This window comes from Candidatus Uabimicrobium amorphum (assembly GCF_009002475.1).
Taxonomy (GTDB): Bacteria; Planctomycetota; Uabimicrobiia; order Uabimicrobiales; family Uabimicrobiaceae; genus Uabimicrobium; species Uabimicrobium amorphum.
Map to the genome: position 1 here is coordinate 6561715 of NZ_AP019860.1, position 14127 is coordinate 6575841.

General features: G+C 35.4%; 5 protein-coding genes and 1 pseudogene. 3 read left to right on the top strand and 3 right to left on the bottom strand.

What is annotated here, in order from left to right; genetic code table 11:
* Nucleotides 1-178 precede the first annotated feature (178 nt).
* The 3 genes from UABAM_RS23270 to UABAM_RS23280 form a co-directional block, all read right to left on the bottom strand.
* Nucleotides 179-2530, bottom strand: coding sequence for a hypothetical protein (locus UABAM_RS23270; RefSeq protein WP_151970393.1), 2352 nt, complete (start codon nt 2528-2530; stop codon nt 179-181).
* A gap of 369 nt (nt 2531-2899) precedes the next feature.
* The gene (locus UABAM_RS23275; RefSeq protein ID WP_173013520.1) at nt 2900-9748 is read right to left on the bottom strand and encodes a HEAT repeat domain-containing protein; all 6849 of its coding nucleotides are present in this window, start codon (nt 9746-9748) and stop codon (nt 2900-2902) included.
* Between the two features lie 116 nt (nt 9749-9864).
* Complete coding sequence (locus UABAM_RS23280; protein ID WP_151970395.1) at nt 9865-10071, bottom strand: hypothetical protein; 207 nt, start codon at nt 10069-10071, stop codon at nt 9865-9867.
* A 325-nt stretch (nt 10072-10396) separates the two neighbouring features.
* Between UABAM_RS23280 and UABAM_RS34260 the strand changes: the two are divergent.
* From UABAM_RS34260 to UABAM_RS23295, 3 genes and pseudogenes are all read left to right on the top strand, one after another.
* Nucleotides 10397-10495, top strand: a pseudogene (locus UABAM_RS34260) (hypothetical protein); the annotation flags it as partial.
* Between the two features lie 278 nt (nt 10496-10773).
* Entirely contained in the window at nt 10774-12312 is a 1539-nt protein-coding gene (locus tag UABAM_RS23290; protein WP_151970397.1) for a serine/threonine-protein kinase, read from the top strand.
* A 66-nt stretch (nt 12313-12378) separates the two neighbouring features.
* Nucleotides 12379-13572, top strand: a complete 1194-nt coding sequence (locus tag UABAM_RS23295) for a hypothetical protein (RefSeq protein WP_151970398.1) — start codon at nt 12379-12381, stop codon at nt 13570-13572.
* Nucleotides 13573-14127: the final 555 nt, after the last annotated feature.

Sequence of the window (14127 nt, forward strand, 5' to 3'; positions counted from 1 at the left end):
TATTGCACACGACTATTTACCATTTCTTTTACAACAGTGCTTTATCTGTAAATATATTACGATACAACTGAGAAAGTAGTAGTACGTTGGTAGGGATCGTAGAATAACATACAAATCTTAGTCATAATCTTTTCTTTGTAGAATTAAGATTATGACTAAGATAAAAAACGAATTGAGCTTATTTATTACGCATTATCTTTAGAACCAAATCCAATTGCTTTTGCAAAGCATTTATTTTTTGTTCATTTTGTTGCATGTTCACTAATTGCTTTTGCAAAGCATTTATTTTTTGTTCATTTTGTTTCATTTTCGCTACTTTGTTTTCTAACGTATTTTTTTGTTGTTGCAACGTTGTGATTTTCTTTTCTTGTTGGATGGTATAAAGAGTAAGTTCTTCTATTTTTTGCAATAACTTTGCCTGCATTTCTCCCAACTGAATCCCCTGTTCTTTTACTTCTCTCTCTGATGGAATGTTGGGCAGATGTTTGTTGCGTTTAATGGACTGCTCAAGTTGGTCAATGGGAATAAGTTTGTAGTCATCGGCAAACACAAAATCTGCCCAGTTATCCATTTTTACGATACGCACTTCTTCTGCGGTGATTTTTCCTTTTACCGCTAGTTTTGTTGCAGCATCAGCTAGCTTGGTTACTCCAATTCCAATACGTCCATTCACTGCAAGGGTGAAGTCTTTAACGGGAGCAGTGTTCATTCCAATCCAGCCATCTTTATCTATGTGCAAGCTTTTGGCATCAAATTTTTCGGTTACGTTTACACTTTTTGTTGATATATGATTGGCATTTAAGGTTTTATTTGTAGTCAAATTGCCTTTGACAGAAACATTTTGTGCACTATCCCAGTGTAAGGCAATTTTTTGTATCTTGTTGGTATTACTACCAAGAGCACCACCATAATATCCATAAACCACAGGTCCATTTACATTTTCTCCAGCAAAAAGTTTGGCAGGGTAATTTTTATTACCATCGCTGTATGCTGCGTGATATAAGCCTATACCATGATTGAAATCAGTAATGCTACTATGAAAATAAACATCTCTACCTTTTGTTGAGATTCCCTTGTTGTTTATGTATAAGTTTGTAGAGGAAATTTCTAAAGAGTAATTACCATTGTCGAAAACTCTTTTTATTGTTCCACCACCATTTAGAGAGATGATATTCGCGTTTACTTTACCAATACTCAAATCTTCGGCACCAGAGATTTTCTTCGCTGAAAGTTGACCAGTGACTTTCACATCACCATTACTATCCCAGCGTAAGGCAATTTTTTGTCCGCCTTCGGTACTACCAAGTGCACCTCCATAGTAACCATAAACCACAGGTCCGTTCACATTTACATTGGCAAACTTTTTAGTGTCGTGGTACATACCTATACCATGAGCGAAGTCAGCACTGTCGCTATGAAAATAAACATCTCTACCTTTTGTTGAGATTCCCTTATTGTTCATTTCGATATTTTTTGCTGATAGCTCCAATACGTCTTTTGGTAGATATGTATCACTAACAGTTAAATTTCCTCCAATCTCAGAATCACCATTGCTTTTTGTGGTTCCATCAACATCTAGCGAATCAGTTTGCGTCTTTATACTATAGATTCGCTGAATAGCTATTCTTGCCTTATTATCTCTATTTTTATTGAGGATTTGATTGAGATGATCTCGCAAAATTATTTCTCGTGGTTGATCATTTATAGCATAAACAGATATTACTTTATCAAATATTTTTACTTCTACGATAAAATCAACATGAGTCCATCCATTTGTTTTTTGTATCTTAAACCTACCATCATCTTGTTCTAATATTTTACCTTGGACACAGTTTACATGTGCAAATTTTCCTCGGGAATCAATAATTAACTTGTAGTCACCTCCGAATACGCTTACGCGAAGAAATCTATATTTGCTAAGAGGTAAAAATTGTGAATTTAATATATCGATTTGTTTCTGTAGCAGATTACTTTTACTCTGTTGATTTTCTAATTGTTCCTCAAGTAGCAAGTTTTCTGCAGTTTGCGTCTTTATACTATAGATTCGATGAGTACCACCTATTCTTACCTTGTTATCTCTATTTTTATTGAGGATTTGATTGAGATGATCTCGCAAAATTATTTCTCGTGGTTGATCATTCCTAGCATAAACAGATATTACTTTATCAAATATTTTTACTTCTACGATAAAATCAACATGACTCCATCCACTTGTTTTTTCTATCTTAAAGCTACGATCATCTTGTTCTAATATTTTACCTTGGACACAGTTTACATGTGCAAATTTTCCTCGGGTATCAATAGTTAACTTGTAGTCACCTCCGAATACGCTTACGCGAAGAAATCTATATTTGCTAAGAGGTAAAAATTGCGAATTTAATATATCGCTTTGTTTCTGTACCTTTTCTAGTTGTCCCTCAAGTTTTGAGATTCTTGTATTCATTTCATTAATTGCTACATTTTTATCGTCTTCTGCAAATCCGAAGGATACAAATACTAATATCAAAAAAAATGTTTTAAGATAATTCATTTTAATCTCCAATAATGTTCTGAGCTTCTCGACACTTGATAATTTTTTAGCCCTTTGTTTGGGCATCTATAAGCTAAACGGTGAATAAATAAAAAGCATGCCTGAAAAAAAGTATCCTAAAATAGTCAACAATTACACAAATAAGGATACAAAAATGCTACGCAATGAATAGATAATACAAATAAAGGCGCATAATCTGCAAGAAGAACTAAAAAATGAGGAGAAACATTATCCGAGCTAGTCTGTCTACAGTGAATTTCTCTACACATTTTACCGGAGAAAAAATGCAGCATTTTCATAGAAAGAGAACTTTTAACAAAGCCGCTTTTCATTAAGAACATTTTTTATTCTTTTAGATCTATGACAAGTCTAGTTTTGTCCTTTTTTCATTTCCTCTTCGACCTGCTTCGGAGGTTTTCCTTTTAGAAGTAGCTTCACTCTTTTGAACGCTTCTCCTTGAGCTTTATCCGCGTATTTATTTGCCTTTTGGATATTTCCTTTCCAGGCATATATTGCTGCTAATGTATCAAGTTGATGTGTTTCATATGCTTCTTCCAGAATAATTATATCTTGTTTTGTAATTCCGCCTGACTGTTCTTTCACATAATTTTCCCATAACCTGTCATTGAGAAATTTAAAGTTATTTTTTATTACCAACTCCACTTGATTTTGCGAAATTCCTTTTAGCAATAAGTTGATTCTTATTTTTGCATTCTTGCTACAATTTTTAGCGTATTTTAATGCTTCTTTTTCATTGCCTTTCCAAGCATGGGTGATCGCTACTGTTTCAAGGTGTGTTTTATCTTTCGATTGTGATAGAAGTTCTATGTCTCTTTGGGTGAAGGCGTTTTTGTATCCATGGAGATATGATTCCCAAAGATAAGAATTCAGTATTACATGATTTGATTTTCTAATAGCATGTAATGCCTTTTTTCCTATTTTACTGAGCGCTTTAGTTACACCTTTTCGTATCTCAGGATGTTGATTTTCGAGAAGTGGAATTAGATGAGGGATCGCTTTTTCTCCGATTTGTCCAAGTGCTTCTGCTGTACTTTCGCGTACTTCAGAATATTTATCTTTGAGGAGTGGAATTAGATGAGGGATCGCCTTTTCTGCTTTTTCTCCTATTTGTCCGAGTGCTTGCGCTGCTCTACTTCGGGGGCGATCTATTTTTCCAAGTGCTCTACTTAGTATGCTAGAGGAGGTATCTTTAAGAAGTGGAATTAGATGAGGAATCGCCTTTTCTGCTTTTTCTCCTATTTTCCCAAGTGCTTGCGCTGCTCTACTTCGCGTGTTAGAAGAGGGATCTTTAAGAAGTGGAATTAGATGAGGAATCGCTCTTTCTCCTATTTTACCAAGTGTTTCAGGTGCATTTTCATACACATTATCTTTAAGGAGTGGGATTATATAGGGAATCGCTTTTTCGGCCTTTCCCCCTATTTTTCCAAGGGCTTCCATTGCGTTTATTGTCACCATAGGAACTTCATCTTTCAGGAGTGGGATTAGATCGGGAATCGCTTTTTCTACTTTTTTCCCTATACCTCCAAGAGCTTCTGTTGCATATATTCTGACATATTTATTTTGATCTTTGAGAAGTGGAATTAGATCGGGGATCGCTTTTTCTGCCTTTTCTCCTATTTTTCCAAGAGCTTCTGCTGCTCTAATTCGTGTGCTAGAGGATGGATCTTTGAGAAGTGGAATTAAATAAGGAATCGATTTTTCCTCTAGTTGTACCAATGCTTCGAGGATTTCTTTATAAGCATAAAGTTCACCATCACCGCGAGCTTCTTTTTTCAATCTCGATATTAATACAGGAATAGCCTTTTGTGACTTTTTCCCTATTCTTCCAAGAGCTTTCGCTGAAACTCTTCGTATTTCAGGATTTAAACCGTCTTCAAGAAACTCCATTAAATAAGGAATCGCCAAATGAGATTTTTCTCCTATTTTTCCTAGCGCGGAAATAGCTTGTACTTCCACACCTGTAACTCCGCTCCCTAGAAGTAAAATAAGCTGTGGTATCGCAAGATATGACTTTTGTCCAAAATCTCCTAGTATATTTGCCGTTTCTACTTTTACCTGCAAACTCTGATCCTCTAGAAGAGGAATGATATGGGGTACTACATTTTTTACTTTTTCCTTTGCCATCGATAATGCAACAGCAGCGGTTATTTTTACTTGCGCATCTCGATCATGTAAAAAAGGGATAAGAGAAAAAATAGACTTTTGTGTTGTCAAACCTATGTTGACAAGTGCCTCAATGGCAACATCTCTCACCTTTGAATTCTCGTCTTCTAGCAATGGAATGAGGCAAAAAACGATTCTTTCTGACTTTTCTCCTATTTTCCCTAAAGCTTCCGTAGCCAAACGTCTCAAGTCAGAGCTTTCATCTTGTAGTAGCACGGCAAGAAAAGGAATCGCCTCTTCTGCTTTCGCCCCAATTTTTCCTAGAGCTTCGACTGCGGCGCTTTTTACTTCTAAATCTGAATCTTTTAGAAGAGAAATAAGGGACGGTATTGTCTCATGAACTTTTTCACCTATTTCTCCCAGTGCCGCTGCTGCTGTCATTCTCATTATTGGAGCACTGTCTTGTAAAAAAGGCATAAGCAATGGTATCACCTGGTCAGCTTTTTTACTTATTTTTCCTAGAGCTTCAACTGCAGAAAGTCTTCCATTGTAATTTTTCTCTTGTAAGATAGATATAAGAGAAGGTACAGCTTTTTCCCCTATATCATTTATTACGGAAATAGCATACCTTCGCACTTCAGGATTTGAATTTTGCAAAAGAAAAGTCAAAGAGGGGACAAATTTTTGCGTTTTTTGCCTAATTTTGTCTAATGATTGTTTTGCTTTCCATCTTAGAAGGTGACTATTTGACAGCTTCATGAGAGAAGGAATACAAGAAAGGGCCCTTTCACCTATATTACCTAATGCTTCTACAACATCACCTTGTACTTTGTAATCCCTATCTTGCAAGAGATTCTTGAGAAATGGAACAGCAGAATGAGCTCTTTCGCCTATGTTTCCCAGCGCTATAATGGCTGCCTTTTTTACTTTTGAATTTGAATCTTCTAGAAGAGAAATAAGAGCCGGTATTGCAGAGTGAGCTTTTTCACCTATTTTTCCCAACGTAGTTGCTGCTGTCTGTCTCATTCTTGGATCATCATCTTGTAAAAAAGGGATGATTAATGGTACTGTTTTTTGAGCTATTTCGCCCATTTCTCCCAATGCCTGTACAACACAACCTCTTACATAAATATCTTTGCTTTGTAAAAGAGGAATAAGGTGTACAATAGCGGCTTTTCCTCTTATTTTTCCTAATATTTGTATTGCGGGGTATTTCATTTGTGGATCTTGCAATAACGGAATTAGGGCAGGTACTGCCATATGCGACTCTTTTCCCATCTTCTCCCGTAGTTCTGTCGCCCTTGTTTCTATTAAGAACTTTGCCGCAGACAACCTTATCTCATTATCCTGGTTATGTAGGAGAGAGAGTAAGATAAGAATATCCTCTGTGTCTATTCTCTTTCTACTTCTACCTACAAAAGTATATTTCATCACTTTTGTAGATGGATCTTGTGATACAGGGATTAAAAAAGGATTTTTGCATATGTTTTTCAACGCTGCTTCAACTGTTCTGTTTCGGCGTCCATTTTTTTTAAGAAGAGGAATGAGATATGGTATTGCTTTCTCTGCTTTTCCTCCGATCTTTCCTAACGCTTTAACTACGGCTAATTGGTTTGCTCTATAATTAAGTAAAGGAATAAGATACGGTATTGCTGGAGAGGCCTTTTCTCCAATTTCTCCGAGAACATACGCTGCATCTGCCGTAAAAGCCCCCGGCTGCAATAGAGGAATAAGTGCTGGTATTGCCACATGTGCTTTTTCTCCCATTCGCCACAGTGCACGAATAGCTTCTTTTTTTACGTAGCGATCAGAATCTTGCAATAGAGGAATAAGTGCCGGAATTGCCGCATGTGCTCTTTTTCCTATATTTGCTAATGTACGAGAAACCGACTCTCTAATTTTTGGGTCAGCATCTTGCAATAGAGGAATCAATGTTGGTACTGCCTCATGTGCTTTTTCGCCCATTTCTGACATTACACTAATAGCTCTTTTTTTTACATGGGGATCGGAATCTTGCAATAGAGGAATCAGTGCTGGAATAGCTATTTCTCCGGTTTCTTGTAGTACTGTGGCCACAGAATCACCATCTAAATTTTTTAACGCCTCTATGAGAAATGGAATGGCTTTTTTTCCTATTTTTACTAATGCAAGAGAAGCATTTCCTCTAACTTTTGAGTTAGAATCTTGCAATAGAGAAATCAGTGCTGGTATTGCAAGATGTGCGTTTTTCCCTATTTTTGCTAATATAAGAGAAACATTCACTCTAATTTTTGGGTCAGAATCTTGTAACAGTGGAATCAACGCTGGTACTGCTGGATGAGCTCTTTCTCCCATTTCTTGTAGCGCTGTAAATGCAGAAAGACGGGCATTTTGTTGTGCATTCTTTAATAAAACAATGAGAAACGGTATGGCTTTCTCCCCCATCTTTGCTAGTGCAAGAGAAGTATGCTCTCTAACTTTGGAGTCAGAATCTTGCAATAGAGGAATCAGTGCTGGTATTGCGGAATGTGCTTTTTCGCCCATTTCTTTGAGTATTTTAACCGAAGAAAGTCGGACAATTTCATCCGAACTCTTTAACAATTCGACAACAACCTCCAACATGGAACACTTTTTTTCTGGTGAGATTATAGAGTCTATGGCGGTCAATTTTTCAAAAACGTTTTTCTTTTTTAAAGAAATAAAAAATTTCGCAATAAAAGGCTCTATCGTTTTACGCTTTCCGATAAAAAACGCTGCCTGCGATCTTATTTGTTTATTTTTACTACCATTTAGCATAAGAGAGTATAGTTTATCAAAAGCTACTTCTGCAAAAAGCGGTATCAAGAATTGTTTATCTTGGTAAGTTAGATGATTTATAAGTGGAAACAATGACTCTTTTTGCCAATTGATTAACGGCAACCACAGATATTTTTTTTGAGATAAAAGTTTTTTTGCTTTTGCTAATTTGAGCCTATCAACAATAACAAAAAAAGCCCTTTTGCCAATTTTTTCAAGATCTTTTGCAGCATCAATTTTAATATCTTCACCACCCTCTTTGAGCAATTGAAAAAGTATTGGCAGATCTCTATCTTGCCCTGCTAGAAATGCCAATACAGTTGTTCGTATTGTTTTATCTCGCGTCGCAAAGTATTCAATAAAGTCTCGATTTGTAAGTTCTTTTTTTAAAAGATCAAAAGATTGTAATCTAGTAGAAACATTTTCAGTGAGTGACAAAAATTTATTTTTGCTACTTTCATATAACTCTATTTTTTCTTTACCGGTGCTATGTAGCCAACGATATATTTGAATCCTTTGATGATAGTAGTGCCCTTGTACTTGTGGAGTTTTACTATTAATATCCACATCTACAGGAAGTTCTTTCATTCTTTCTTTTACAAGATACGGAATTTCTTTATCTTTTGTATGATCTCGCCATTGAGATTCTTGTTGCTTGTAGTATCTCTTCAAAATGTCGATAGGACCTTCGTCTTTTATGTGTGAATGTAAAGAGCCCAAACACTCTATCATCATATATTGATCATCGTTACTTAAGGAAAAAACTACTTTTCTTTTTTTTGGTGTCAGGGTTTTTGCCAATATTGGTACTACAATAGAAAATACTTCTATCTTACTAGCATACTTCTGGGCTTCGTTTTTGATAAACTTCACAGCAGCCATTCGCGGAATTTTTTGTTCATCGGTTATCAGTTTGACAACATGAGGTAACGCACTTTTTATAAGCGAAATCCGATCTTTTTCAGATTTCTCGGCGATAAAATTTTCCAACGCTTCACAGCCCGAACGACGAAAGGCAGCAAATTCAACGCCATTTAGATACAAAGGCGCAACCATTTTAGGGTTAAGTACTTTGTCTACAGGAAAAAACATAAAATCACCATTACCACCAAGTGTACCATAGCGAGGTGCTTGTGATGCATTGATCCTATCGTCATTCACCAGCGTATCCATCATGTAAAATCCCAATTGCGATGCCAGAATGATGCCGTCATCTCTTCCAGTTAACCCTTGTATGGCTTGTAAAAACACAGCCGTAAATGGTGAATGACCACGACTATCTTTAAATTGTTTTGCGTAAATAGTTGAAATCTCATCTAGTTTATCAGCCACCGCTTCATCCCCAGCTCCGGCGGTAATTACCTGGAAAACGCGGCGATTGAACACTCTAGTTAGATTGCTCCCCCCCGGCGAAACAAAGGCTTTATCTGTTAGATTGGAAAAATCAGGGCGATATTCTTTTTCGAGTAGTGAACCACTAAAACAACAATCCAAAACCATTAATGTGTGTCTGGCACCACAAGATTCTAGAGATTTAGCAATTGCTTTTAATGAAACCATACTTTTTTCAATAGGTCGTCCAGAATGTTTTTTTTCGCTATCCCCTACGACCAAATAACCAGGAACACCATGACCGGCATAGAAGAAAAACAACGCATCATCTGGCTTGACCTTTTTCTTTAAACTTTGAACTGCATCTTCAACTATATTTTTGGTTACTTTTGTTGCGCGCCCATTGAAATTTGCTTGCCTTGGAGAAGGTTTATCGAGAAGTAGATTAACATGATCAAATTGATAACGGTCGCGCAACACTCTTGCTATTTCCGAAGCGTCGAAATTGGGGCCTTTGAGATTTGTGAAGTTGTCATACTTGTTTATACCAATGACAACAGCGTATTGTTTGTTATAGCGTAGTCTTTGATGAAAGTCGCTGCTAGTTCCAAGGATATTCAACCCACCAAGATTCTTAGAGATGCGCGATGCGGCAGAGCGCGTTGTTATTGTTTTTGGTGTTTTTTTCGACTTCACTTGTTGTGGTGATGACTGTGTAATAATATCCACAACGCATTGAATAATCGACCTGTTATTGATATTTACTTTTTTTAGAATTTTTAGTAACTCTGGACGAATTACTTTTGCCTTATCCCCTAATTTTCTTAGTTCTACTAATGCAGATAAACTATGGTCAATATTCGAAGATTGTAGTTGCGCGACCAATAGTTCTAATTGCTTGTTCAGTTTTTCGTCTTCAGATTGTGCAAAAGCCAAACAAAATAGAATAAAAAATATTACAACATATTGTAAATATTTCCAACCCATGACAAACCCCATCAAAAAACATTGCTTCAAAATTATAAAATACCATAGCAAATTTAGCATACGTTTTCAAACTTGGTCTATAGTTAGATTTCGCAACAAAAAAAACCTTAGTCAACTTATTTTTTCATTTCTTGCTCTACCTGTTTCGGCGTTTTCCCTTCTAACAATAATTTTACTCTTTTGAGAGTTTCTTTTTCTGCTATATCGGCATATTTGTATGCCAACATAGCATTTCCTTGCCATGCATAAATCGCTGCCACAGTGTCGAGAATATACTTCTCCGTTGATTTTGATAGAAGTTCAACATCTTTTTGAATGAACAAACTTTGGTCTTCTTTGAGATACGATTTCCACAGAGGCAAAAGCCAGGAGGACAAGACAAAAGACGAACTGATTGAAAAGTTATACAGATAATTTGGAAAAGTCCACTCAGAATATGGGTGACTAAAAAAAGCTTGGTGAATTTTAGCAGTGCGGAAAACTTGATCTGATAGATCCGAGTGACGAAGAGTGTTCTGTACGTCAGCAATGTAAGATACTAGGTGTAAAGAGAAATACATTGTATTACAGAAAAAAGCCAGAGAGTAAAGATGACATTTCACTCAGAGATGTTATTCGGCTACTTTATATAAAGTATCGGTTTATGGGTATCAAAAGATGACAAAATCTCTCAGAAAAATGGGCTTTGGAGCAAATCGTAAAAAAGTACTTCGCTTGAGAAACGAGCTGAAAATCAGGGCGATATAGTCGAAACCAAATTTGTCGAAGGCTAACAACGAACACAAGAAGTACCTCTAAACAACACTAATTACTTAAATAGTTGTAAAACACAGAAATTCATTTGGTTATTTTCGTTAAAAAATTATAATAACATAAATATTTTGCCATCTCAATCAAATGAGAAATTTGATTATCGAAAATGAACTGTGCAGTGCACTAATAAATCATAGTCTGTTTATAAAACCAAAGGTGGTAAATTTTTTTAGTAAAAGACCTCAAGTTCTATAGAAGAAAGGTAATTGTTTGTGGATGACGTAAAATTTAAAACACTATGGGAAAAGCTATTGAATAATAGTGAAGACATAAGATACACATACAAACCCAGTGAAACATTTTCTGACAAAAACACTATTGTTCCACAAGATGCAACGGATACTTTTTCTAGTAAAGACACGATCTCTCCAGAAAATTCAAAAGAAACATTCTCTGATAATAAGACAATCACTTCGTCCGAAAATCCTGAAAAAGAAAAAGCATATACAAAAACTAAAATAGAAGTTCCACTAGACACAAAACAAGATTACACCGATTTAAAAGAAATCAATCGTGGTGGAATGGGAATTATCTATCAAGCGAGACAAAAAAAATTAAAACGAGACATTGCGATTAAAAAAATGCTGTCTGATAAAGGAAAAGAAAAATTTTTAGCCGAATCTTTAGTCAATGCCTACTTGGAACACCCGAATATTGTTCCTGTACATGAAATAGACACAAATGACGAGGGGGAAATTCTTCTCGCAATGAAGTTCGTTCAAGGGATATCATGGAAAGACTTATTGTACCCAAAAACAAAAGAACAACAAGATAGATCAGCCGAATATAATCTAGAAGGGCACTTAGGAATACTTCTCAACGTTTGCAACGCTATCGCTTACTCGCATCATAAAAATATAATTCACTGTGACTTAAAGCCCGAAAACGTAATGATAGGTGAATTTGGCGAAGTATTAGTAATGGACTGGGGAATTGCTGTTGATCTGGGATCTAGAGAAGATGAAGTAAAAGAAACAAGAACGTTCAAAAATACGGAGATCAATCATCCAATGGGAACTCCTTGCTATATATCACCAGAATTAGCCGAAGGAAGAGGAAAAGACATTTCGTATGCCACAGATGTCTATCTTTTGGGAGGCATTCTATACGAGATTATTTACAAAAGACCTCCTCATCAAGGCAATACAATATGGAAAGTATTGCTTTCAGCAAGAGAAGGGAATATGCCTCCTTTTGATGAAAGTGTACCTTACGAGTTAAGAAGTGTTTGCAAGAGAGCTTTACAAGGTAATATGGGACAGCGTTACCAAAAAGTTCAAGAATTTCAAAAAGCGATTCAGGATTATTTAGCACACCGCCAAAGTATTATTATTTCAGATAAGGCTAAAAAGATATTGACTGAAGGGGAAAACCTTTTTGAAATTCAGGAGAAACTAAAAGAAATAAATTTTAGTGTACTCTACAATAAGCTTTTGCAAGCTATTGCAGGTTTTGATCAATCTCTAGAGTTGTGGCAGGAAAATGTTGAGGCACAACAGGGGCGAGACCAAGCACGAATAGAATTTGCTAAGGTTGCTTTTCTCAATAATGACTTTGGTTTAGCCAAAGCGCAGTTGGAAGAAACTACTAGTTCTATTGAAGTAACCGAACTATTTAATCGTATTGAGTTTGCTAGACTACAACATGAGAATATTTCAAAAAAGTGGAAATTTTACTTTCGTCTTGCCATAATCATTATTATTGCATTTTTGTTAGTGATTATACGGTTATCTACTACTTATAAATTCTAATGCAAGGTATAAAAGCTAAATGGTAAAATGTAATCAAATTTAAAGTAAATTTTGTAAGGTTTACAAATGGAATATTACGAACTCGAACAACAGCGTACGGAGACCAAGTGGGTATGGATTACTCTTATGATCAACTATATTGCACTAGTTTATGCTGATAATTTAACACGCACAGAGTACGGTTCATTAGCAATAGTAGTCCGAATTATGGTCTTGACTATTAGTCTTTCACTTTTCATGAGTCTTGGGAGGTTAGGTCGCCGAACGGGAGTAGGAAGTTGCTTGGGGATTTTTCTTGCCATAATTCCTTTTATAAATACACTTTATGCTTTTTTTCTACTAAAGAAGTCTCGAAAACTTCTTGATAGAGTTGGAATTAAAAGAAGTGATTATAGTTTAACAGCAAAAAAAGTATTTTATGATTTCGATACATTCAAAAAACTCAACAAATATTATTTTACTGATGAAATGCTAATTTCTTATGACGAACAAAAATTTCAAAAAATAGGGGAGTTACTTGAAGAATGGAATCTTTATGATTTTTTTTATAGAAAAGGGCTTCTCTCGCGATTAATGCATTATTCTTTACGCAATGAGAAATATAAAAAGCTGGAGGAAACTATCGAAAACATCAGCGAGGAAATCAAAAATGCCATTGACTATGATCGTCCCATAGAAAAAAAAATATACTTTATTAAAAGTTTTTATTTGCAAAGAAAATATCTAATAAACAACAAGCTAAACAAATACTATTTTGACGATAAAATGTTAACGTTATATGATGAAAAAAAACTAAAAAAATTGAAAACGCTTATTAAGAGATGGGAAGTCTATGAATCTCTAATTAAGAAAAAGATACTCTTTTATTATGCACTGGGTATAATACATAAAAGATTGCAAAAGCTTGTCGAAAAAACTAGTGAAGAGATAAAAACTGCACTCGGTTATCAAAAAATAGTATACAAAGACATAGATTTTATAAAGAGTTTTTGTGAAGCCCAAAGAATCTATCTGCAAAAAACTAAATATGATTTTTCAAATGAAATGTTAAATTTTTACGATGAGAATAAATTACAGCTCTTGCAACAAATTATAGATCATAAAGGTCCCCATGACCATAAAGTAATTAACGAAATTTGCTCAAAGATAAAAAAGAATATTGGTTATAGTCAAAAAGTTGACGATGAACTGTCTTTTGTAGAAAGTTTTTACTATACCCAAAAAGAATTTTTATCAAAAGAACATCGAAACGAGACTTAAGATAGTTACATTACTGGGACCACTAGAATCGATTTGTTTGGTACAGATTTCGTAGGATATCCTTGGAAAATTCAGAGCTGTTTTTTTAGGCGTTGAAGTACACCCCTGCGTCAAGACCGTTTTAGAAAAAAATAAGAGATAGTACTGAGGCCGTTACGCTACAAGCTATACAAAAAGTGCTTACAACGCCTTCGGCACCAACAGCTATTTGGGAAAAGCGAGTGCATAGTTGCTATTCCTTAATTTTTGGCGGTTATACTGAACACCGAGTTACAAGAACAGGTAAAGTTTACAAAACAGCGTATCACTACGCCACGAAAGTGTGTTGATCAGCGATTCTATTTTTGAGCATGATAAAATTTGGTCGGTTGAATAGATGGTAAAACGGAATTTCTTCAATTTTAAAACCAGCTTTCTCCAAAGGGCAGGCCCAAACCTCACCGAAAAAAATCACTTCAAAATTACCATTTTAATTACAGATAACATAGCAAATAGAATGCAATGTTCCAAACGTACTTGATTATAAAAACGTTATCTTACTTAAGACTTATCACC

Coding starts and splice junctions, on each gene's coding strand:
- UABAM_RS23270 (WP_151970393.1), bottom strand. CDS start 2,530: ATGAATTATCTTAAAACATTTTTTTTGATATTAGTATTTGTATCCTTC.
- UABAM_RS23275 (WP_173013520.1), bottom strand. CDS start 9,748: ATGGGTTGGAAATATTTACAATATGTTGTAATATTTTTTATTCTATTT.
- UABAM_RS23295 (WP_151970398.1), top strand. CDS start 12,379: ATGGAATATTACGAACTCGAACAACAGCGTACGGAGACCAAGTGGGTA.